At 74.7% G+C, this 21,056-nt stretch carries 22 protein-coding genes; 12 read left to right on the forward strand and 10 right to left on the reverse strand.

Features of this window, described 5'->3' with window-relative positions; translation table 11 throughout:
- Window position 1 precedes the first annotated feature (1 nt).
- From O7604_RS24635 to O7604_RS24660, 6 genes are all read left to right on the forward strand, one after another.
- Entirely contained in the window at window positions 2–1,168 is a 1,167-nt protein-coding gene (locus O7604_RS24635) for an SGNH/GDSL hydrolase family protein (RefSeq protein ID WP_269706365.1), read from the forward strand.
- A gap of 64 nt (window positions 1,169–1,232) precedes the next feature.
- Complete coding sequence (locus O7604_RS24640; protein ID WP_269706366.1) at window positions 1,233–1,817, forward strand: RNA polymerase sigma factor; 585 nt, start codon at window positions 1,233–1,235, stop codon at window positions 1,815–1,817.
- Complete coding sequence (locus O7604_RS24645) at window positions 1,814–2,626, forward strand: zf-HC2 domain-containing protein (RefSeq protein WP_281577948.1); 813 nt, start codon at window positions 1,814–1,816, stop codon at window positions 2,624–2,626. Before O7604_RS24640 ends, O7604_RS24645 begins: the two co-directional genes overlap by 4 nt.
- 73 nt (window positions 2,627–2,699) lie before the next feature.
- Entirely contained in the window at window positions 2,700–3,494 is a 795-nt protein-coding gene (locus tag O7604_RS24650) for an ATP-binding cassette domain-containing protein (RefSeq protein WP_281577949.1), read from the forward strand.
- Window positions 3,494–4,846, forward strand: coding sequence for a hypothetical protein (locus tag O7604_RS24655; protein ID WP_281577950.1), 1,353 nt, complete (start codon window positions 3,494–3,496; stop codon window positions 4,844–4,846). The genes O7604_RS24650 and O7604_RS24655 overlap by 1 nt, the downstream gene beginning before the upstream one ends.
- Window positions 4,843–5,457: a hypothetical protein gene (locus tag O7604_RS24660; protein WP_281577951.1), complete on the forward strand. Its 615-nt coding sequence runs from the start codon at window positions 4,843–4,845 to the stop codon at window positions 5,455–5,457. The genes O7604_RS24655 and O7604_RS24660 overlap by 4 nt, the downstream gene beginning before the upstream one ends.
- Window positions 5,458–5,503: 46 nt before the next feature.
- On the opposite strand, the gene O7604_RS24665 is transcribed toward O7604_RS24660, so the two are convergent.
- The 3 genes from O7604_RS24665 to O7604_RS24675 form a co-directional block, all read right to left on the reverse strand.
- Window positions 5,504–7,420, reverse strand: coding sequence for a beta-propeller domain-containing protein (locus O7604_RS24665; protein WP_281577952.1), 1,917 nt, complete (start codon window positions 7,418–7,420; stop codon window positions 5,504–5,506).
- A 108-nt stretch (window positions 7,421–7,528) separates the two neighbouring features.
- The gene (locus tag O7604_RS24670; RefSeq protein ID WP_281577953.1) at window positions 7,529–7,825 is read right to left on the reverse strand and encodes a MoaD/ThiS family protein; all 297 of its coding nucleotides are present in this window, start codon (window positions 7,823–7,825) and stop codon (window positions 7,529–7,531) included.
- Window positions 7,822–8,937, reverse strand: a complete 1,116-nt coding sequence (locus O7604_RS24675; protein ID WP_281577954.1) for an exo-alpha-sialidase — start codon at window positions 8,935–8,937, stop codon at window positions 7,822–7,824. Before O7604_RS24675 ends, O7604_RS24670 begins: the two co-directional genes overlap by 4 nt.
- Window positions 8,938–9,101: 164 nt before the next feature.
- On the opposite strand from O7604_RS24675, the gene O7604_RS24680 reads away from it, so the two are divergent.
- The gene (locus O7604_RS24680; protein WP_281577955.1) at window positions 9,102–9,512 is read left to right on the forward strand and encodes an MmcQ/YjbR family DNA-binding protein; all 411 of its coding nucleotides are present in this window, start codon (window positions 9,102–9,104) and stop codon (window positions 9,510–9,512) included.
- A gap of 1 nt (window position 9,513) precedes the next feature.
- Here O7604_RS24680 and O7604_RS24685 read toward each other — a convergent pair whose 3' ends face one another.
- A complete protein-coding gene (locus O7604_RS24685; protein ID WP_281577956.1) occupies window positions 9,514–10,050 on the reverse strand; it encodes a GNAT family N-acetyltransferase in 537 nt (178 codons plus the stop codon).
- 107 nt (window positions 10,051–10,157) lie between these two features.
- Between O7604_RS24685 and O7604_RS24690 the strand changes: the two genes are divergently transcribed.
- Window positions 10,158–11,036, forward strand: coding sequence for an alpha/beta hydrolase (locus tag O7604_RS24690; protein ID WP_281577957.1), 879 nt, complete (start codon window positions 10,158–10,160; stop codon window positions 11,034–11,036).
- A 61-nt stretch (window positions 11,037–11,097) separates the two neighbouring features.
- Entirely contained in the window at window positions 11,098–11,514 is a 417-nt protein-coding gene (locus tag O7604_RS24695; RefSeq protein ID WP_269706377.1) for an ASCH domain-containing protein, read from the forward strand.
- A 17-nt stretch (window positions 11,515–11,531) separates the two neighbouring features.
- Here the strand turns inward: O7604_RS24695 and O7604_RS24700 are convergent, their stop codons facing one another.
- Window positions 11,532–12,659, reverse strand: a complete 1,128-nt coding sequence (locus O7604_RS24700) for a CoA transferase (RefSeq protein ID WP_281577958.1) — start codon at window positions 12,657–12,659, stop codon at window positions 11,532–11,534.
- A gap of 113 nt (window positions 12,660–12,772) precedes the next feature.
- On the opposite strand from O7604_RS24700, the gene O7604_RS24705 reads away from it, so the two are divergent.
- Window positions 12,773–14,173, forward strand: a complete 1,401-nt coding sequence (locus O7604_RS24705; protein WP_281577959.1) for an acyl-CoA synthetase — start codon at window positions 12,773–12,775, stop codon at window positions 14,171–14,173.
- Window positions 14,174–14,222: 49 nt separating this feature from the next.
- Window positions 14,223–14,957, forward strand: coding sequence for a zf-HC2 domain-containing protein (locus tag O7604_RS24710; protein ID WP_269706380.1), 735 nt, complete (start codon window positions 14,223–14,225; stop codon window positions 14,955–14,957).
- Between the two features lie 128 nt (window positions 14,958–15,085).
- On the opposite strand, the gene O7604_RS24715 is transcribed toward O7604_RS24710, so the two are convergent.
- Both O7604_RS24715 and O7604_RS24720 read right to left on the reverse strand, forming a co-directional pair.
- Window positions 15,086–15,652 (reverse strand): sigma-70 family RNA polymerase sigma factor, encoded by a 567-nt coding sequence (locus O7604_RS24715; protein WP_269706381.1) that lies wholly within the window; start codon window positions 15,650–15,652, stop codon window positions 15,086–15,088.
- 148 nt (window positions 15,653–15,800) lie between these two features.
- Window positions 15,801–16,274: a molybdenum cofactor biosysynthesis protein gene (locus O7604_RS24720; protein WP_281577960.1), complete on the reverse strand. Its 474-nt coding sequence runs from the start codon at window positions 16,272–16,274 to the stop codon at window positions 15,801–15,803.
- Between the two features lie 91 nt (window positions 16,275–16,365).
- On the opposite strand from O7604_RS24720, the gene O7604_RS24725 reads away from it, so the two are divergent.
- Window positions 16,366–17,625 (forward strand): hypothetical protein, encoded by a 1,260-nt coding sequence (locus tag O7604_RS24725; RefSeq protein WP_281577961.1) that lies wholly within the window; start codon window positions 16,366–16,368, stop codon window positions 17,623–17,625.
- A 103-nt stretch (window positions 17,626–17,728) separates the two neighbouring features.
- On the opposite strand, the gene O7604_RS24730 is transcribed toward O7604_RS24725, so the two are convergent.
- From O7604_RS24730 to O7604_RS24740, 3 genes are all read right to left on the reverse strand, one after another.
- Window positions 17,729–18,799, reverse strand: coding sequence for a PIN domain-containing protein (locus tag O7604_RS24730; protein WP_269706384.1), 1,071 nt, complete (start codon window positions 18,797–18,799; stop codon window positions 17,729–17,731).
- Between the two features lie 35 nt (window positions 18,800–18,834).
- A complete protein-coding gene (locus tag O7604_RS24735; RefSeq protein WP_269706385.1) occupies window positions 18,835–19,062 on the reverse strand; it encodes a hypothetical protein in 228 nt (75 codons plus the stop codon).
- Window positions 19,063–19,189: 127 nt separating this feature from the next.
- The gene (locus O7604_RS24740; protein WP_269706386.1) at window positions 19,190–20,779 is read right to left on the reverse strand and encodes a DHA2 family efflux MFS transporter permease subunit; all 1,590 of its coding nucleotides are present in this window, start codon (window positions 20,777–20,779) and stop codon (window positions 19,190–19,192) included.
- Between the last annotated feature and the right edge of the window lie 277 nt (window positions 20,780–21,056).

Here is a 21,056-nt window from a genome sequence, read left to right on the forward strand (position 1 = left end):
CATGGCATCCCCGCACCTCACCACTCCGATCACCTCCGACCTGCTGCGTGGCGCGCTCGACCTGGAACAGACCGCCGACGGGGTGCTGCCGCACCGGCTGCCCGCGTGGGCCCGGGCGCAGAACATCGACCCGCAGCTGATGACGGCGGAGGCGATGCCCTCGGGCGTACGGCTGGTGTTCCGCACCCGCGCCACCACAGTCGAACTGGACGTCCTGCCGATGAAGATGGTCTACCGGGGCACCGGGCCGCGTCCCGACGGCCGCTACGACCTGGTCGTCGACGGCCGCCTCGCCGGTCAGGCCACCGCCGGTGGCGGCAAGGTGCTCACCATCGACCTGGCCACCGGCACGTCCGGCATCGAGCCGGGGCCGGTCGGCACGGTGCGCTTCACCGACCTGCCCGCCACCGACAAGGAGGTGGTGATCTGGCTGCCGCAGCGGGAGATCACCGAGCTGGTGGCGCTGCGCACGGACGCGCCGGTCGAGCCGGCCGGCACTGGTGACCGCCGGGTGTGGCTGCACCACGGCAGCTCGATCAGCCACGGCTCGGACGCGGAGAGCCCCACCGGCACCTGGCCGGCGATCGCCGCGACGCTGGCCGGCGTGGAGCTGGTCAACCTCGGGTTCAGCGGCAGCGCGCTGCTCGACCCGTTCACCGCGCGGGCGATGCGCGACACCCCGGCCGACCTGATCAGCGTCAAGATCGGCATCAACGTGGTGAACGCCGACCTGATGCGGCTGCGCGCGTTCGGCCCGGCCGTGCACGGCTTCCTGGACACCATCCGCGAGGGACATCCGGAAACCCCGCTGCTTGTCGTGTCGTCGATCCTGTGCCCGATCCAGGAGGACACACCCGGACCGGGCGCTGTCGAGTTCGTCGACGGACGGGTGCGGTTCCGGGCCACCGGCGACCCGGCCGACGTGGCATCCGGCCGGCTCACGCTGCGCGTCATCCGCGCCGAGCTGGCCCGGATCGTGGCGTCCCGGGCCGGCGCCGACCCGAACCTGCACTACCTCGACGGGCTGGAGCTGTACGGCGAGGCCGACTACGCCGAACTGCCGCTGCCCGACGAGCTGCACCCCGACCCGGCCGCCGACCGCCGCATCGGCGAGCGGTTCGCCGCGCTGGCGTTCGGACCGAAGGGACCGTTCGCCGCGGCGGAGTGACGGACTGCCTCCCACGGCGCGGTGTGACCCAGGTCACGCCGCGCCGTGATCCGTCGGAGGTGCCGTGAACGACCATCTAGGCGTGGGAGGAAGCAAACAGGACGAGGAGCGGCTGCTGCGGCGGGTCGCACGCGCCGACCTGGACGCGTTCGACGAGCTGTACCGCCGGACGTCGCCGTGGCTCGCGATCCGGCTGCGGCGGCGGTGCGCCGACGACGGCATCGTCGCCGAGGTCCTCCAGGACACGTACCTGACCGTGTGGCGGGCCGCCGGTTCGTTCAGCGGGCTCCGCCCCTCCGGCGGCGCGGACGCGCCCGGTGGCTCGGCCGCCGGCTGGATCTGGACCATCGCGGCCCGGCGCCTGGTCGACGCGTTGCGCCGCCGCGCCCGCGTGCAGGAGGTGCCGACCGACGTGCTGCCGGTGCGCAGCGCGCCGGCCGCCGAGGACGAGGCGCTCGCCGGGTCGTTCGGCTCGGAGGTGGGCGCCGCGCTGGACGCGCTGGCGCCGGAGCTGCGGGCGGTGCTCGCCGCCATGGTCCTTGACGGGCTGACCGTCCGGGAGACCTCCGTCCTGCTGGGGGTGCCCGAGGGCACCGTGAAGAGCCGGGCGCGGCGTGCCCGCAACGCGCTCCGGGAGGCACTGGCATGACCGTTCACGTTCCCCCGCCCGCACTGGCCGCGTACGCCGCGGGAACCCCCGACGACGCCGCTGCCTGGACGATCGAGGTGCACCTGGAGGGCTGCGCCGAGTGCCGCGACCGGCTCGGCGACCTGGCCTCCCCGCCGCTGCGCGCGCTGCTCGGCGACGCCCGGGAGACGATCCTGGAACAGGCCCGCACCGGGCCGCGACCGGCACGGCGGCGCCCGCTGCGCCGGTGGTGGCTGCGCTGGACCGACTGGTCACTGCTGGCCTGGGCCGCCATGACCTGCACGGCGATCCTGGCCGCGGTGCTGCTGGACCGCAACTACCCGGATCAGCCGTCGGCGGTGCTGCTGCTCGCGCCGGTGGCGCCGCTCGCCGGGCTCGCGGTGGCCTGGTCCCGCCGCGCCAACCCGAACTGGGAGGTGGTCGCCGGCACCGCCCGCGCCGGGCTGGAACTGCTGCTGCGCCGTACCCTCGCGGTTCTGCTCCTGGTCGCGCCCGTGCTCGCGGTGGCCGGGCTGGCAGTCGGCCGCAACCCCGCGCTGTGGTTGCTGCCCTGCCTGGCGTTCACCGCGGCGACGCTGCTGCTCGGCAGCCGTGTCGGCGTGCCGCTCGCCGCCGCCGTCCTCGGCGGCGGCTGGCTCACCGCGGTCGCGGCCGTGTCGTTCACCGGCGACGCGGACGCGGCCCGCGCCGCCGCCGCGACCGAGACCCTGCTCCGGCCCGCCACCATGCCCGCCTGGGCGGCGGCCGCCGTCGTGCTCACAGTGCTGACCGCGCTGCGCGCCGAGCATCTGCGGCGGCCCGCCGGCTGACGCCGGCCCCCGGAACCACGCCACGGCGCCCCGACGGCGCCGCGGACCACCCTGCCCCGAGAAGGAGACGACATTGGTACGCGCAGTGAGCGCCGACGAGGTGGCGCCGACCCGGCACGCCTGGCGGATCGAGGCGGTGGGACTGTCGGTGAAGGCCGGGCGGCACCTGGCCGTCGACAACCTCGGCCTGACGCTCGGCACCGGTGTGCACGGGCTGCTCGGCCCCAACGGCGCCGGCAAGAGCACCCTGATGCGCGCGCTCGCCACAGTGGTCAAACCGCACGGCGGCACGCTGCGGCTGCTCGGCGCGGACGCCGCCACGACCCGTGAGCTGCGGCCGATGCGCCGCCGGCTCGGCTACCTGCCGCAGCAGTTCGGCTACTACCCCCGGTTCACCGTGCGGGAGTACGTCGAGTACGTGGCCTGGCTGCGGGAGATGCCCGCCGCCGCGGTGCCGGGCGCGGCGCAGCGGGCCATCGACCGGGTACGCCTCACCGACCGGGCCGACGCCAAGCTCAAGTCGCTGTCCGGCGGCATGCTGCGCCGGGCCGGCATCGCCCAGGCGATCGTGAACGAACCGGACCTGCTGCTGCTCGACGAACCGACAGTCGGCCTGGACCCGGAGCAGCGGGTCGAGTTCCGCGAGCTGATCCGCGAACTCGGCGCGGACGCCTGCGTGCTGGTCTCCACCCACCTGGTGGAGGACGTGGTGGCGGCCTGCTCGGACGTCATCCTGATGGACCACGGCACCCGCGTGTTCCAGGGCCTGCCCGCCGACCTGGTCCGCCACGGCGAGACCGGAGGCGTCGGCGACAGCGCCGCCGAACGCGGCTACTCGTACCTCCTCCAGCAGCACCGGGGTGCGTGATGATCCGACAGGTACGCGTCGAACTGCGCCGCTCCAACGCGCCCGCCGTGGCGGTGCTGCTGTTCGCCATCGGGATCCTCGGCGCCGCCAGCATGTACAGCTTCTGGCAGGGACAGTGGCTGCGGCTGGGCTACGTGCACGCCTCCGGCATGTTCCTCCTGATGCCACTCGCGCTGGCCGGTGGCGCGGTGCTGGGCCGCCGGGACCGGCGTACCCGCGCCGACGAGCTGATGAACAGCACCGGCCGGCCCCGCTGGCAACGCGCGCTGCCCGCTATGACCGCGCTCGGCGTCGCCGTCGCGGCCGCGCACCTGCTCGTCCTCGCCGGCGGTGCGGCGGTGATCGCCACCGGCGGCACCTACCTCGGCGTACGCGGGCTCGCCGGGCCGCTTGTCGACGTGCTGGTGCTCGCCGGCGCGGCCTGGGTCGGTGTGGCAGCGGGCCGGCTGTGGTCCTCACCGCTGCTGCCGCCGCTGCTGGCCGCCGCCGGCCTGGTGGCGCAGGAGGGCACCGCCATGCTCGGCGGTCCGGCCGGTAGCCGGCTGACGAACGCGTCCCTCATGATCTCCTGGCCGCCGGACACGCCGTGGGAGACGCTGTCCGACCGGCTGCTGCTCAGCCGCCTGGCGCTGGGTGTCGGGCTGGTCCTCGCCGGACTGCTGCTGACGGCGGGCCGGTCGTGGCCGCTCCGGGCCGGCGCGGCGGCGAGCCTCGCCGCCGGTGTCGCGGGACTCCTGCTGATCAGCGCACCGGGTCCGGCCGGCATCTGGCAGCTCGACCAGTCTGCGCGCCGCTACGTCTGCGCCGACGGCACGCCGCAGGTCTGCGTCACCGCCGTCAACGCGCACCTGCTGCCCGACGTCACCACCGAGGCCCGCCGAGGGCTCAAGGCGCTGGCGAAGCTGCCGGGCGCGCCGACCCGTGCCGTGGAGGTGCGGCTGGACACCATCGGCAGCAACGACAGCGAGCAGTGGCACCGGCCCAAGCCCGCACCCGGCACCGTGCAGTTCCTCCTCGAGGTCGACCCGGACACCGGGCGGGCTGCCGACGTGGCCGAGCGCATCGCCCTGGGTGGTGGCACCATGTGGTCCGGCTGCGGGCGCAGCGGGGACGACATCGCTCCGGCGATCGTCGCGGCCTGGCTGCTCGACGCCGAGACGGTGCGGCTGTGGGACTCCTGGACCGGATACCGGTACGCCGACGAGCAGCAGGAGGAGATCCGGGCCGGGGTGCGGCAACTGCGCGCGCTGCCCGAACCGGAGCAGCTGCGGCGGGTCACCGCGCTGCGGGACGCGGCCGCGCGGTGCGAGCCGGACCTGATGCCGGCGCTCACCGGACGGGCCGCGCCGTGACCCGCTGGCTGCCGCTGTACGTGCGGTCCCGCCGGATACCCGCCGCCCTGGCCGGATCGGCTGTCGCCGTCGCCGTGATGGCCGTCGCCTGGTCCGCCTTCACCGACCGCCCCGAGGTGCCCGCCGGCCTCGCCGTGCTCACCACCGCGCTGGCGGTGGCGCCGCTCGGGCCGACGCTCGCCGGCACCGACCCGGCGCTGGAGCGGACCGCCGCGTGGCAGTGGGCGCCACGCCGGGCCGGGCACCTGCTCGGGTACGGCGCACTGGTGGTCGGCCTGCTGGCCGCCGCCCGCGTCCTCGGCGCCGACTTCGGGCCGCTGTCCGTGCTGGCCCGCAACACCGGCGGCCTGATCGGGCTGGTCGGACTCGGTGCCGCGCTCGCCGGCGCACGGGCCGCCTGGCAGGTGCCGACCGCCTGGGCCGCGCTGGGTGCGTTCCTGACCGCGCCGGGTGGGCCGCAATGGCGGCAGGTCGCGCTGTGGATGGTGCAGGAACCGGGCAACCGGATCGCCGCCGTCACCGCCACGACGTTCCTGCTCGGCGGCGTGGTCGCGTACGCGATGCGGGTGGGGCCGCAGGTCGCGGCGGCCGAGGCGGCGCTGGAACAATGACCTTGCCGGGCCTCGCCGTGGTCGCGGCGAGGCCCGGTCGTCGGCGTCAGGTCAGCGGCACCCAGGCCAGGGTGGTCATGCCGGACAGGGCGGTCGCCTTGAGGCCGACGTCGGAGACCGTCCAGAGCACGCCGTCGACCATCAGCGAGCGGCGGATCGGCGCCCACTCCCTGCCGTCGCCGGCCAGGACGCCCGGGTGGTCGACCGCACCGGCCACGGTGAAGCCCTTGTCGCCGACGCGCAACGCCAGCACGCCGCCGGACGGGGTGCCCTTGACGCCGTCGGCGCGGTCGGTGACCACGCCCGGCCGGGTCACCGGGATCACCACCAGGCGCTCCGGCGGCCAGTACAGGAACGCGTGCGGGTCGTTCTCCGCCTCGGACCAGCCGCCCGGGACATGGTGCTGAGCGATCCGCGCCGGCCGGGCCGGGTCGGCCACGTCGAACAGCGACACCTGGGTGCCCGTCACCCGTCCCTGGTTCGTCGCGTCCTGTCCGATCCCGATCAGGCGGCCGTCGCCGGCCGGGTGCAGGTACGACGAATACCCGTTGATCTTCAGCTCGCCGGTGACCCGGGGTGCGGCCGGGTCGCGCAGGTCCACACCGTACAGCGGGTCGGTCTGCCGGAACGTGACCACGTAGCCGGTGCCGCCGACGAACCGCACCGAGTAGATCCGTTCGCCCTTGCCCAGGCCGGTCACCGCGCCGACCCGCTTCAGCGTGGCACCGTCGGCGCGCAGCACGTAGACGGCGGACTGCGACGACGTTCTCCGGCCCCAGGTGTCACCCGTCGTGGTCGCCACTCGCAGGTGACCGTCCCACTCGGACAGCGCGTACTGGTTGATCAACCAGCCGGGCACGGACCCGGCGGCGACGAAGCGTGGCGTGCCCGCCGCGGTGTCGAACTGGTAGATCTCGGTGCCGGCATCACCTGCCCCGGACCCCCCGCCACGCCACATCCGCAGGCGTTTGTCGTTCGTGACATAGAGGCGCTGGCCGTTGCCGTAGACGGTGTCACCGTCGGCGAACACGGTGACCGGGTCACCGGCGCCGAGTGCCGACGCGCCCAGGTCGAAGCTGAGCACCGTCACCATCGACGCGCCGGAGAATCCGGCCGGACGGCTCACCCGGTCGCAGCCCATCCGTCCGGTCCCGACGGTCCGCACGCCGTCGCGGATCTCGTAGCGGGGCAGCCAGTCGTCGAGCGTGGCCTTGTCGATGACCGCCCGGTTGGCCGCGATCCGCTGGGCGTCGGTCCGGCGGCCGGGCAGGTGGGGAAAATTCAGCCGGTCCGAGGACCGGACCACGACCCGGGCGGTCGCGCCGACCTGCCGGGCGTCGACCAGGAGGCCGTCGATCCGGTAATCCCCCACCACGCGGGGCGACCCGACGAGGTCCAGCAGGACCAGCCGGGCCTGCGAGGTCCTGACGGGGCGGTTGTGCCCGTCCGGGACCGGGCCCTTGACGATCCGACCCGCGTGCAGCAGCACGAGCGCCCGGTCGCCGTGCAGCAGCAGGCTCCCCTCGCCGCCGGACGACTGCCAGGCGTCGGTGTCGAGCGCCAGCCGGCCGGTCACGCGGCGGCTCGCCGGATCGACCACCGACAGCACGCCCCGGTTGACCGTGACGATCCGCCGGCCGTCGGTCTTGACCAGGTCCGGTTCGTCCACGCCTGCCTCGTGCACGTTGGTGCCGGAGAAGTCGGGCGTGGACGCCGACGTCGCGCCTTCGGCGGCGCCGCCGACCGCCCCCGCCCGTTTCACGTCCAACTGCATGAAGCCGTCCGGGCCGAGGCCCCACGGCCCGACCGCCGCCTTCGCGGCCGTACGGAGCTGCCGCAGCGCCTCGTCGCAGCCGTCGAAGGCCACCAGCCGCAGCCCGCCGGCCGGTACGACCCGTCCGGTGGGCGGGTCGGCGGCCGGCGGTGACGCGGTGCAGCCGGCGAGGGCCAGCGCGGCGGCCATCGTCCATCCAAGCGTCCGGGTTCCGGTTCCGTGACGGGTCATGCCGGTCAGACGTGGCGGTGACGAGCGCGGTTCCCTGCCGTGCCGCTCAACCGCCGGCCGTGCCGCTCAACCGCCCGCCATCGCGCCGAGCACGATGAACGGCTCCTTCCCCGCGACCACCTCCTCCGGCAACGGATCGTCCGGGGAGTCGTTGGAGAGGTCCAGCTCGCAGGCGTAGAAGCGGACGAACGGCCGGCGCTTCCCGCTGTGCCGGTCGCGGATCGTGCCGAGCAGCATCGGGTACGCGGCCTCCAGCGCGTCGAGCACCTCCCGCTGGGTGGGCGGCCCGGCCACCTCGACGCGGACCTCACCGGTGACGTGCGCCAGGTTCTTCAGGTGCGCCGGCAGCACCACCCGGATCACGGCAGCACCTGGACCTCGACCGAGAGCACCCCCGGCAGGTCCCGCACGATCGGCGCCCAGGTGTCGCCGCCGTCGGCCGAGTGGTAGACCTGACCGCCGGTGGTGCCGAAGTAGATGCCGCACGGGTCGAGCGTGTCGACGGCCATCGCGTCGCGCAGCACGTTGACGTAGCAGTGCGACTGCGGCAGCCCTTCGGTGAGCGGCTCCCAGTGCTCGCCGCCGGTACGGCTGCGGTAGACGCGCAACTTGCCCTCCGGCGGGTAGTGCAGCGAGTCGCTGGTGATCGGCACCACGTAGATCGTCTCCGGCTCGTGCGCGTGCACCGCGATCGGGAAGCCGAAGTCCGTCGGCAGGTCGCCGCTGACCTCCCGCCAGTTCGCGCCGGCGTCGTCGGTGCGCATGACGTCCCAGTGCTTCTGCATGAACAGCGTGTCCGGCCGGGACGGGTGCTGCGCGAGACGGTGCACGCAGTGCCCGACCTCGGAGTCGGTGTCCGGGATCTCGCCCGAGCGCAGACCCTTGTTGATCGGCAGCCAGCTCGCGCCGCCGTCGTCGCTGCGGAACGCGCCGGCCGCCGAGATCGCCACGTAGATGCGGTCCCGGTCGGCCGGGTCGAGCAGGATCGTGTGCAGGCACATCCCGCCCGCGCCGGGCTGCCAGGACGGGCCGGTCGGGTGCTGCCGCAGGGCGGTCAGCTCGGACCACTTCTGACCGCCGTCGGTGGACAGGTAGAGGGCGGCGTCCTCGCCGCCCGCGTACACCGTGTCGGGGTCGTGCCGGGACGGCTCCAGGTGCCAGATCCGCTTGAACTCCCACGGGCGTGGGGTGCCGTCGTACCAGAGGTGCTCCCCCACCTCGCCGCTGTAGGCGAAGTCGTTGCCGACCGTCGTCCAGTTCCGCCCGCCGTCGTCCGAGCGCTGGATCAGCTGCCCGAACCAGCCGCCGGACTGGGACGCGTACAACCGGTCCGGTTCGACAGGGGACCCGGTCAGGTGGTAGATCTCCCAGCCGCCGAAGTGCGGCCCGTCGACGGTCCAGTCGCCACGCTTGCCGTCCGAGGTCAGGATGAACGCGCCCTTGCGCGTGCCGACAAGTACTCGTACGCCGCTCATGTCTCGTCCTCTCGTCCGAGGGTTCTCCCCGCATTGACCGTGCGGCTCACCGAAACTCATCGCTGTCGTACTCCCCGGCTACGACATTTCCCCGCCGCAGGCACGGCGGCGAGGCGGCACGCCGGTGCGGCCGGAATGTCGGAGGCCGCGGCTAACCTGCGCGCATGACCGGCCCCGGAGACGTCCCACCCGAGCACCTCGACCGCCTGCGGCCGATCTGCCTCGGCCTGCCGGAGACCTACGAGGAAGCGGCCTGGGTGGGCGTCCGCTGGCGCGTGCGCGGCCGCACCTTCGCCCACGTGCTCACCGTCGACCCGGGCCACCAGGCGGCGTACGCGCGAGCCGCGGCGACCGACGAGCCGGTCTGCGTGATGATGTTCCGCTCCCCCGGCGACGAGATCGCCGGGCTGCTCGCGGCCGGTCCGCACTTCTTCAAGCCGGACTGGGCCGCCGACGTGGTCGGCCTGCGGCTGGACGCCGAGACCGACTGGACCGAGGTCGCCGAGCTGCTCACCGAGAGCTTCTGCGTGCTGGCCCCGAAGAAGCTGGTGGCACTGGTCGACCGGCCCGGCTGAGTCAGCCGAGCTTCTTGCGCAGCGTCTCGAACGCCAGGTCCGGCCGCAGCGGCACGCCGAAGCGCTCGTCGCCGTACGGGAACGGGCTCCGCTCGCCGGTGCGGACGTAGCCGCGCCGCTCGTACCAGGCGATCAGGTCGTCGCGCTGGACGATCACGGTCATCCGCATCTCACCGGCGTGCCACTGCTCGGCCGCGTAGCGCTCGGCCTCGGCCAGCAGGTCCCGGCCCAGGCCGCCGCCCTGCCGGCCGGGGGCGACAGCGAACATCCCGAAGTACACGTGGTCGTCGCGGCGTTCCAGCTGGCAGCAGGCCACCAGGTCGCCGTCCTGCTCGGCGACCAGCACCACGCCGTCCGGGCCGGTGACCGCCGCGGTCACCATCTCCGGGTCGGTGCGCTGCCCGGCCAGCAGGTCCGCCTCGTGGGTCCAGCCCTGGCGGCTGCGCTCGCCCCGGTACGCCGACTCGATCAGGTCGACGAGGGCGGCCACGTCGCCGGGGCGGGCGACCCGGACGGTACGGGATGCGGGGCTGGTCATGGCGGTTCTCCACGGTCGGCGACGTACCTGGTCAGCGTACGCACGCGGGTGTCCCGGACGGCGGCCGGGACCACCGGGGGCGGGCGCTTCGTGGTTCACTGCCCGGCATGGAGACGACTGTCGGCGCGGCGGGCCTGCCGGCGGTCCTCGACCTGCCGTCCGGGCCGGTGCGCGGCGGCCTGGTGGTGCTGCACGGCTCGCAGGCCGGGCAGCGGTCCCACTTCCTCTACGAGCATCTGGCCCGGCTGCTGCCGCCGGCCGGGGTCGCGGTGCTGCGCTACGACCGCCGCCCCCGTGCCGACGGGCACGACGTGCCGCTGGCCGACCAGGCCGACGACGCCTCCGCCGCGCTCACCGAGCTGCGCCGGCACGTCGGGACGGCCCCGGTCGGGCTCTGGGGGTTCAGCCAGGGCGCGTGGGCGGCGGCGCTCACCGCGACCCGGCACCCGGTCGGCTTCCTGGTCCTGGTCGGGTGCAGCGGCGTGAGCCCGGCGGTCCAGATGCGCTACGGCACCGCCGAGCAGCTGCGCCGCAACGGCTACGGCGCGGCCGACCTGGCCGAGCTGGCCGAGCTGCGGCGCGTCGCCGAGGGGTTCCAGCGTGGCGAGGTGCCGCGCCCGGTGGCGCAGGCGGCGATCGACGCGGCGGCGCGGCGGCGGTGGTTCCCGCTGGCGTTCCTGCCCGACGAGCTGCCCGCCACGCCCGGCACCTGGACCGACATGGACTACGACCCGGCACCGGTGCTGGCGCGGCTGACCGGCCCGGTGCTGCTCTGCTACGGCGAGACGGACGCGTGGATCCCGATCGAGGACAGCCTCGCGGTGTGGCGGCGGACGGCCCGCGACGCCGAGCTGACGGTGGCCCGGCTGGCCGGCTGCGACCACTCCCCCACGCTCGGCGAGGCCGAGGACCTGGACGGCATCTCCCCGCAGTACGAGCGGGTGCTGCTGGACTGGCTCGACCGCACGCTGCCGCCGCCGGGCTGAAGGGGCCGGGCGCCACGAAAGGTGGTCGCCCGCCCCGCGTGACCCGGCTACGCTGCCGCGCATGGACGCCGAGCTGCCCACGTTCGAGTTCGCCTTTCCCGGTCCGCTGCGCGACCAGCTCGTCGCCGCGGTGCTCGACGGGAGCAAGACCACCACCACCGGCCTGCTGCAGGACTACGAGATCGACGGCGAGCCGCTGCCCGAGGTCGGCACCCGCTCGGCGGTGATCGACTCCGCCGGCCGGCCAGTCGCGGTGATCGAACTCGTCGAGGTCCGCGTCGCCCCGCTCGGCGAGGTGGACCTCGACCACGCCCGCGACGAGGGCGAGGGGTTCGAGACGGTCGCCGCGTGGCGGGAGGGCCACGAGAGGTTCTGGCACGGCGACGACTACCGCGGCTGGCTCGGCGACCCCGGGTTCACAGTGGACGACGACACCCCGGCCGTGCTGGAACGCTTCCGCCTGGTCGAGACGCTCTGACGTACCGGCCGGGCGGCTCACTCCGTGGCGAGCCAGGCCCGCAGCGCCGCGCCGTGCTCATCGAGGTCGGGTGGCGGCAGGTCGTATCGGGGCGGGGTGTCGGACAGGCCGATCGGGTTCCGGATCCCCGGCACGCCGCCGGTCGTCACCACCGGCTCCAGGCCCAGCCCTTCCGCCAGCGCCACGCCCTCGGCCACCGAGTTGATCGGGCTGCACGGCACGCCGGCGGCACGCAGCTCGGCGAACCAGTGCGCGCTGCCGCGCCGGGACAGCGCCGCCACCAGCAGCGGCCGCAGCTCGTCGCGGTGCGCGACCCGGTCGGCGTTGCGGCGGAACCGCGCGTCGTCGGCCAGCTCCGGCACGCCGAGCACCCGGCAGAGGGTACGGAACTGACCGTCGTTGCCGGCGATCACCACCAGGTCGCCGTCGGCGGTGGGCAGCGGCTCGTACGGGACGATGCTCGGGTGCGCGTTACCCATCCGGTGCGGCGCCGCTGCCCCGGCGACGTACGCGCTGGTGTGGTTGACCAGCCCGGACAACGCCGAGGAGAGCAGGTCCACGCGGACGTGCTGCCCGCGCCCGGTCGACTCCCGGTGCCGCAGCGCGGCCAGGATCCCGACCGCCGCGTGCAGCCCGGCGATCACGTCGAACACCGCCACCCCGGCCTTGTAGGGCGGGCCGTCCGCGTCCCCGGTGAGGCTCATCAGGCCGGCGGCGGCCTGCACCATGAGGTCGTACCCGGGCAGGTCGGCGCCACCGGCGTCGCCGAAGCCGCTGATCGAGGCGTACACCAGGCGGGCGTTGCGGGCGGTGACCGTGTCGTGGTCGAGGCCGAAGCGGCGCAGCGCGCCCGGCCGGAAGTTCTGGATCAGCACGTCGGCCCGGTCGGCGAGCCGGTGCGCCAGCGTCAGGTCACCCGGGTCGGTCAAGTCGAGGACCAGCGAGCGCTTGTTGCGGTTGACCGACAGGTAATAGGTCGAGACGTCGTCGCGGACCGGCGGGCGCCAGCCCCGGGTGTCGTCGCCGCCCGGCGCCTCCACCTTCACCACGTCCGCGCCCAGGTCGGCCAGGAGCATCGTCGCGTACGGCCCGGCGAGGATCCGGGAGAAGTCGGCGACCAGCACCCCGCGCAACGGACCCGACATGCCACCCCTCCCTCGCCGCCGACCACGATGACACATTCCTGACGGCCCACCCGGCCGGGGTTGCCCGTCCGGCTACGGTCACCTCGGGGACGTACCGGGAAAGGGGTGTGCCCGTGTCGCTGCTGAGCCGGCTCGCCGAGACCACAGACGACCGTCCGGGCGCGGTCCGGGTGGAGGACCGGTCGCTGTCCTGGGTGGAGCTGCGCCGCGCGGCCAGCGCGGTCGCCGACGACCTGCGCGGCGCGGCCCGGGTGGCGGTGCCCGCCACCGCGACCCTGGAGACGGTGGTCGGCGTGGTCGGCGGGCTGCTCGCCGGCGCGGCCGTGGTGCCCGTGCCACCGGACGCCGGCCCGATGGAACGCGACCACATCCTGCGCGACTCCGGCGCGGAACTGCTGCTGGCCACGCCGGGCACGCCGGACGCCGGCGCGCCGCCGGTCGTGCCGCTGGACCTGGCCCGGCGCTCGGACACCACGCATCCCGAGCCCGACCCGGCGGCCACCGCGCTGATCCTCTACACCTCCGGCACCACCGGCGCGCCGAAGGGCGCGGTGCTGTCCCGCCGAGCGATCGCCGCCTGCCTGGACGGGCTCGCCGACGCCTGGGCCTGGACCCCCGACGACGTGCTGGCACACGGCCTGCCGCTGTTCCACGTGCACGGGCTGGTGCTCGGCGTGCTCGGCCCGCTGCGCGTCGGCAGCCCGCTGCGCCACGTCGGCCGGCCGCACCCCGAGCGGTACGCGGCCGCCGGCGCCTCGATGTACTTCGGCGTGCCCACGATCTGGTCGCGGATCGCGGCGCAACCGGCGGCGGCGCGGGCGCTGCGCGGCGCCCGGCTGCTCGTGTCCGGCAGCGCGGCACTCCCCGAGCCGGTCTTCGCGGCGCTGGCCGGGCTGACCGGCAACCGGCCGGTCGAGCGGTACGGGATGACCGAGACCCTCGTGACGCTGAGCGCCCGCGCGGACGGTCCCCGGCGGCCCGGCACGGTGGGCGTGCCGCTGCCCGGCGTGCACACGCGTGTGGTGGACGACCACGGCGGCGCGCTGCCCGCCGACGGCACGGCCATGGGCGAACTCCAGGTACGCGGCGGCACGCTGTTCGACGGCTACCTGAACCGGCCGGACGCCGACGCGGCCACCCGCACGGCGGACGGCTGGTTCCGCACCGGCGACGTCGCGACCGTCGACCCGGACGGCGCCCACCGGATCGTCGGCCGGGCCGCCACCGACCTGATCAAGAGCGGCGGATACCGGATCGGGGCCGGCGAGGTGGAGGACGCGCTGCTGGCCCACCCGGGTGTCCGGGAGGCGGCGGTGGTCGGCACGCCCCACCCCGACCTGGGGCAGCAGGTGACCGCGTACGTGGTCGGCGACGGCGTGGCCGAGACCGAGCTGATCGACTTCGTGGCACGGCAGCTGTCCGCGCACAAGCGGCCACGGCAGGTACGGCTGGTCGGCGCGCTGCCCCGCAACGCGATGGGCAAGGTGCAGAAGTCCCGGCTGGGCGAGACGTGACCCGCACCCCGCCGGGAACCAGGCGGACCGTCCGGACGACTATCCCTACATGGTGTGTGAGCAGTGGCGGGAGATCCTGTCGGCACAGCTGGACGGTGAGGCGTCCGGGTCGGAGATCGAGGCGGCCGAGGCGCACCTGACCGGCTGCGCCGGCTGCCGCGCCTGGTTCGACACCGCCGCGTCGGTGACCCGGCGTGCCCGTACGCAGCTCGCCCCACGGGTACCCGACCTGGTCGACGCGGTCCTGGCCGCCGCCCCGCCGCCCCGGCCCAGCCGCCGCCACCGGATCACGCTCGGCCTGCGCGGGGCGCTCGGCCTGCTCGGCGCGGTGCAGCTCGTGCTCGGCCTGGCCCAGATCGGACGGGAGGCGGTCGTCGCGCACGCACACGTCTCCGGCCAGCACCTGTGGCACGAGTCGGCGGCCTGGAACGTCGCCGTCGGCGCCGGGTTCCTCTACGTGGCCGCGCGCCGGTCCGCCCCGTCCGGCCTGCTGCCGATGCTCAGCGCGTTCGTCGCCACGCTCGTGCTGCTGTCGGTGAACGACCTGATCACCGGGCAGGTGGCGATGACCCGTCTGGTCAGCCACGGCTTCCTGCTGGTCGGCTGGGCCGTGATGCTGGTGCTGTCCCGGCTCGGCCGGCGCCCCGGCGACACGCCACCCGGGCAGCGCCGGTCGGACGGATCGCGGTGGGCGCTGCCGGCCGAGGAACCGGCCGCGCCGGCGCTGCGGCTGGTGCCGCCCGGCCCGTACCCGGCACAGGCCCGCGACCGGCGCGCCGCCTGACGGTCCGCGCGGAGCCGGTGCGTCCCCGCGCGGGCCTTCTGCCTCTCCGCGCGGACCCGTGTTCCCGCGGGCCTTTGCGTTCCCGCGATCCCGCAGTGCCGTCCCGGCGAGTCCCGGCGGTCGCGGCCTCAGCGGGCCCGGCGGTCGCGGGCGTCGCCGGACCAGGCGGCGACCAGGTCCTCACGGGCACGGGCCACGCGGGAGCGGATGGTGCCCACCGGGCAGCCGCACACCTCGGCCGCCTCGGCGTAGGACAGGCCGAGCACCTGGGTGGCCACGAACGCCTCCCGCCGGTCCGGCGGCAGCGTGGCGATGAGGCCGCGCAGCACCACGCCGTCGTCCCCGCCGCCGGTCACCGCGCCGGCCGCCTCGGCGGCGGCCTGCCAGTCCGGCAGCGCCGCCACGCGGGGCCGGGCGGTCGCCGCCCGCACGTGGTCCACCGCGACCCGGCGGGCGATGGTGAAGATCCAGGTACGCGCCGACGACCGGCCCGCGAAGCCGGGCAGGCTGCGCAACGCGCGCAGGAACGTCTCCTGGGCGAGGTCATCGGCCTCGGCGGGCCCGGCCAGGTGGGCGAGGAACCGCCACACCGGCGCCTGGAGGGCCCGGACGAACGCGGCCGCGGCCAGCTGGTCTCCCCGGGCGGCACGACGGGCCCACCCGGTCACCTGCTCGTCGTCGGCGTCCGGGCTCATCCGCGGCCGGCCCGCCGGTCCGGCATGCTCATGCCGGACGGTACGGAAACGGACCCCGCTCGGTTCATTCCTGGCGTCCCTCCTGCCGGCGCCGGGTGCCGGCCGCCCTCGATTGGTCGGCCGGCGGGTGGGAAAAGTTCCCCCGCTGTCAGTCGTCGACGGACACGGAGACCGGCCCGACCCGCAGGACGCCGTCGGAGAGCGGAGCGCACCGGACGCCACCACGGCGGCGCATCGCCTTCCACGTACCGGGTGCGACCACCACGTCGAGCCACGCGCAGGGCGGGGCGGCCCGGTGCACCCGCAGCCGGACCGGGCCGGCACCGGAGTCGAGCGTGAGGACGCGCCCGACCAGCTCGTCCACCGGGATGCCGTCGGTCAGCACGTTGCGCCGCAACTGGGTGAGGTCCGCCCCGGGCGGTAGCGACTCCCGTGCGATCAGCGTGACGCTCGCCTGCCGGTGCGCGGGACGGCCGAAGTAGCGGTCACCGACGATGCCGAGCCCGGCGCGCACCTGCACCTCGTCGACCAGTTCACCCGGTGGTGCCGGGGCGGGTCCGTCCGCCGGGCGGCCCACGTACCGGTGTACGGGCGAGGCCAGCAACTGGACGATCCGCGGCATGCCCGAAGTCTAATCGCGGGCATACCATTGCCAAACCGGACGATAGCCGCGCTCACGTATCCGCGTCCCGAGCAGGGCCGTTGTACCAGGTGTGACGGCGAGGCGACACGACGCGATCGGGGCTCATCCGCGGTGGCGGCTGGCCTGGGCCCGGCGCGAGAACGAGCGCCGGCGCCGGGCGTACGAGGCGGCGGCCCGGATCTGGCGCCGGCACGCCGAACACCTCGACCGGCTGGCGATGGAGGCGGCAGGCTTCCACGGCTGCGCGCTGCCGGGCACCCCGCTGCCGGTGCCGCTGGACGACGGCGAGATCGTCTACCGCATCCTGCCCACCGTCGACCTGGTCGAGGCCACCGCCCGGCACCTGCCCGGGCTGCCGGTGCCGGGCCGCACACTCGCGGGCTGCCTCGACCCGGCCGACGGTCCGCTACCGGCGGGACTGCGCGTGGTCGACAGCGGCGCCGCCGTGGTGACCGACCGGCGGGTGGCCTTCGCCGGGCACGACGTCCGGCGGGACTGGCCCCTGCGGGAGCTGCACGGCCTCGGGCACCACCCGGGCCGCCCGGTCACCCTGCTGCACGGCGCCGACGGTGGCACCCCGGCGGGTCTCCGCGTACCGGCACCTGGTGCGGCGAACGCCCGGTTCTACCTCACTCTGGCCCACGCCGGCGCCACCGGCACGCGACAGGCGGTCGTCGAGGACGTCGAGGCGCTGCGGTCCGCGCACCGGGCTGCCCGGCCCCGGCCACCCCGGCCGCTCGGCCCGTGGGACGCCCCGGCCGAACGGGCGCTCCCCCAGCGGCTGGCGGCAGCGGGCGTCGCGGCTGTGGCAGTGCTGCTGGGTGTCACCTCCGCCGGCACCTGGACGGCCACCGCCGGGCAGACCGATCCGGCGCACCGACCGGCGACCCATCCGGCGACCGCTCCCGCCGCGACTCCCTCACCTCCGGCCCCGTACACGGCGACTCCGGCCGACCCGTCGTCGCAGCCGATTCCCCGGCCGACCCGGTCCGCGCCGCGACCGGAGCGTCACCCGGTCACCCTGCCGGGCGGGCGGGTCCTCACCACCGCACCACCTGTCGCCGGGGCGCCGCCGACGCACCCCGGCGACCGCCCGCCGGCACCCGTCGAACCGACCGCGCCACCCGCCGACCCGGTGACCCCGGCGCCGACCGTGAGCCCGACGGGCGACCCGGACCCGACCGGAGGGCCCGGTCCCACGGACGAGCCGAGCCCGACCGCGTCTTCCGAGCCGCAGACCCTCCTGGACCTGGTGGGCCTGCGGCTCGGTCTGGCCATCCAAGTCGGCGCCGGCCCCCAGGCAGACACCAACCCGCACACCCTCCGTTGATCTTGCACTTTCGGCCCCGGGAATGAGGGATTCGTCCCGCTTTCGGAGGGCCGAAAGTGCAAGATCGCGGGGGCGAGGGCCGGGGGCGAGAGGGCGAGGCGTGTCAGGGGGTGTGGGGGGTCAGGAGGTAGTCGCCGTCGTCGGGGCTCCAGCGCAGCTCCACCGCTCCGCCCGTCGCGGCCGCCTTGCAGAACTGGAGGAAGCTGCGGTAGCCGAGCTTCTTCTCGCTGAAGTCGGGCCGCGCGCGCCGGAGCTGGTCCTTCAGGCCGGACAGCGCCACCGCGCCACCGTCCGCGGCGAGGTCCACCACCACGGAGCGCAGCAGCCCGAACGCGACCTCCCGGTCGCCCTGCTCGGGGAGCGAAACCTCCGGGTCGCCCTTGGCCGGCCCGGCGGCCAGCTCCACCACGTTGTGCGCGGCGAGGTGGCGCAGCAGTTCCCCGAAGGTCCGGAAGCCGTAGTCGGACTCGCTGAACGTGGGGTCCTTGCGCAGCAGCGCGCGCTTGAGCGCGGAGGCGGTCACGTCGCCGCTGGAGCTGCCCTGCATGCCGGCGACTGTCTGCACGAGCTGCACGGCGAGCGTGTCGACATCCCGCGCCGAATCGTCCTCGGCCGGGGTCTCCGCCACCGGCTCGGGCGCCGGCTCCGCGGGCGAGGGCCGGGCCGGGCGCGACCGGCGGGCGGCGGGCGGCGGTACGTCCACGCCTTCGAGGCGGTCGTAGTAGAGGAACTCGTCGCAGGCCGGCGGCAGCAGCGCGGAGGTCGACTTCTCGACTCCGACGCCGATCACCCGCTTGTTGAGTTCGCGCAGCTTGTGCACGAGCGGGGTGAAGTCGCTGTCGCCGGTGCAGATCACGAACGTGGAGATGTAGCCGCGCTCGAACGCCAGCTCGACCGCGTCCACCGCCATCTTGATGTCGGCGGCGTTCTTGCGGGAGGCGCCCATCCGCTGCGGTATCTCGATCAGCTCGACGTGTGAGCGGGTGAGCATCCGCCGGTCCTCGTCGAAGTACGACCAGTCCGCGTACGCCCGGCGCACCACCACGCGTCCCCGCTCGGCGAGCGCGTCAGCGATCGGCCGGAAGTCGAACGGCCGGCCGCCGTGATGGTCGCGGACGCCCAGGGCCAGGTTCTCGTAGTCGAGGAACAGCGCGATGCGGTCTTCGTGATCCACGGAGGCAGCCTAGCCCGGCCGGACCGCCGCGCCGGTCAGCGCCGCTCGTCGCGGTAGACGGTCTCGCGGCGGGCCACCCGCTGGATGGCGTAGCTGGTCACCAGCAGCAACAGCGCGAGCACCACCTCGACGCCGGCGACGGTGCCGGTGGCGACGGTGAGCCCGAGCAGCAGCAGGATCAGCCCGACGACGGCGAGCAGGCCCGCGAGCAGCAGCCGGTTGCGCCGTCGCGCCGACCGCTGCGCGTCGTCGTCTGCGCTCACGCTGGCCCGCCTTCCTCCGGTTCCGGTTCCGATCCTAGGCGTCGGCCCTGGCCGGGGTGGCGGATCGCGACGCCGGAACGGCCCGGGGCCGGACGCGAACGCGTCCGGCCCCGGGTCACGGCGGCGGTCAGTGGATCGGGACCGGCATCGGACGCTTGTCCTCGCCCGGGTCCCCGTCGAGCAGGTGGGAGGGCTCGCGGCGGCGGGGCAGGAACGCGGCCGGGACGAAGGTCAGCAGTACCAGACCGAAGGCCACCCAGAACGTGGTGGAGAAGGAGTTCGCCGCGAAGTCGAGCCCGCGCTCGATCAGCGACGGCGGCACCGGGAACTGCTGGAGCAGCTCGGGCTGCTGCTGCGCGGCGATGGCGAGCTGGGCCTCGGTCAGCGGGGCGCCGGTGGCCGGGTCGGTGACGCCGGGGATCGGCTGCGAGCCGTTCAGCTCACTGGTGAGGATGACCGACATGACCGCGGCGCCCACGGAACCGCCGATCTGCTGGAGGATGTTGACGAGCGTGGAGCCGCGCGCCACCTCGGCCGCGCTGAGCGTCTTCAGCGCCGAGGTCATGATCGGCATCATCGTGCCGCCCATGCCGAGGCCCATCACGAACAGCGAGCCGCAGAGCAGCCAGTACGACGTGTCGGTGCCGAGCTGGGTGAAGGTGAAGAACCCGGCCGCGATGAGCACCAGCGCGAACGGCACCGTACGGCCGACCGGCACCTTGTCGGCGAGCATGCCGGCGATCGGCATGGTCAGCATCGCGCCGATGCCCTGCGGCGCGATCAGCAGGCCCGCGGTCAGCGTCGTCTCGCCGCGCACCTGGAGGAAGTAGCTGGGGAACAGCAGGCCGGCGCCCATGAACGCGATGATGAACACGAACATGGTGACGGCGGCGATGGTCAGGTTGCGGTTGCGGAACAGCCGCAGGTCGAGCAGCGGGTGCCGGGGCCGGAACGAGTAGAGCACGAAGGCGACCACGAGCGCGCCGCCGACGAGCATCGGCAGCCAGACCTTGGTGTCGGCGACGGTGCCGGTCTCGGGCAGCGTGGAGATGCCGTAGAGGAACAGCGCGAGACCCGGCGACAGCATGAGCATGCCGAGGAAGTCGAACGACTCGGACGGCTCGGCGTTGTCCTTGGGGAGCGCCAGCTGGGCGTAGACGAGCGCGACCAGGCCGATCGGCAGATTGATCAGGAAGATCCAGTGCCAGCTCGCCACGTCGATCAGCCAGCCGCCGAGGATCGGGCCGGTGATCGGGCCGAGCAGCATCGGGATGCCGAGCACCGCCATCAGGCGGCCGATGCGGTGCGGGCCGGCGGCCCGGGTCATGATCGTCATGCCGAGCGGCATGAGCATGCCGCCGCCGAGGCCCTGGACGACCCGCCAGGCGATCAGCTCGCCGATCGAGTCGGCGGTGGCGCAGAGCCCGGAGCCGATGGTGAACAGCGCCAGCGCCACCATGTAGAGGCGTTTCGTGCCGAACCGGTCGGCGGCCCAGCCGCTGAGCGGGATGACAGTGGCCAGCGCGAGTGTGTAACCGGTCATGGTCCATGCGACGCGGGCGTACGTGGCGTCGAACTCGCTCTGGAACGTCGGCAGCGCCACGCTGACGACTGTCACGTCGAGGATCGACATGATCGCACCGAGCACGACGACGCCGGCCACCTTGAGTACGGCGGCGTCGAGCTTCGTCGACGTCGCGACGGGTTGCTGGGTCACTGACGGTCTCCTGGAATCCGGTCCGGCACGAAGGTGGCGGTGGCGGCGCCGCGCGCCGTCGGTGGAGCGCGGGCGGAACGCGCGGCGGGCGGCGTCCGGGCGACAGCGTAGCCATGACCTGCGACGAGACGCGGCCGGTTTTGCCGAGGGGCGAACCAGCGCGGTGCCCGGAGCCGCCGCGTCACCGGCTCGGACGTGCTCCGTCGGCTCGCGGAAAGGGCAGGTGCGCGCCGATTCGCCAGTCTTGTCGAGGCCCTGACCGGCGGCGGTGACCGTG

Source organism: Micromonospora sp. WMMA1947, from assembly GCF_027497355.1.
Lineage (GTDB): Bacteria > Actinomycetota > Actinomycetes > Mycobacteriales > Micromonosporaceae > Micromonospora.

Coding starts and splice junctions, on each gene's coding strand:
- O7604_RS24635 (WP_269706365.1), top strand. CDS start 2: ATGGCATCCCCGCACCTCACCACTCCGATCACCTCCGACCTGCTGCGT.
- O7604_RS24645 (WP_281577948.1), top strand. CDS start 1,814: ATGACCGTTCACGTTCCCCCGCCCGCACTGGCCGCGTACGCCGCGGGA.
- O7604_RS24655 (WP_281577950.1), top strand. CDS start 3,494: ATGATCCGACAGGTACGCGTCGAACTGCGCCGCTCCAACGCGCCCGCC.
- O7604_RS24665 (WP_281577952.1), bottom strand. CDS start 7,420: ATGGCCGCCGCGCTGGCCCTCGCCGGCTGCACCGCGTCACCGCCGGCC.
- O7604_RS24675 (WP_281577954.1), bottom strand. CDS start 8,937: ATGAGCGGCGTACGAGTACTTGTCGGCACGCGCAAGGGCGCGTTCATC.
- O7604_RS24680 (WP_281577955.1), top strand. CDS start 9,102: ATGACCGGCCCCGGAGACGTCCCACCCGAGCACCTCGACCGCCTGCGG.
- O7604_RS24685 (WP_281577956.1), bottom strand. CDS start 10,050: ATGACCAGCCCCGCATCCCGTACCGTCCGGGTCGCCCGCCCCGGCGAC.
- O7604_RS24690 (WP_281577957.1), top strand. CDS start 10,158: ATGGAGACGACTGTCGGCGCGGCGGGCCTGCCGGCGGTCCTCGACCTG.
- O7604_RS24695 (WP_269706377.1), top strand. CDS start 11,098: ATGGACGCCGAGCTGCCCACGTTCGAGTTCGCCTTTCCCGGTCCGCTG.
- O7604_RS24700 (WP_281577958.1), bottom strand. CDS start 12,659: ATGTCGGGTCCGTTGCGCGGGGTGCTGGTCGCCGACTTCTCCCGGATC.
- O7604_RS24710 (WP_269706380.1), top strand. CDS start 14,223: ATGGTGTGTGAGCAGTGGCGGGAGATCCTGTCGGCACAGCTGGACGGT.
- O7604_RS24715 (WP_269706381.1), bottom strand. CDS start 15,652: ATGAGCCCGGACGCCGACGACGAGCAGGTGACCGGGTGGGCCCGTCGT.
- O7604_RS24720 (WP_281577960.1), bottom strand. CDS start 16,274: ATGCCGCGGATCGTCCAGTTGCTGGCCTCGCCCGTACACCGGTACGTG.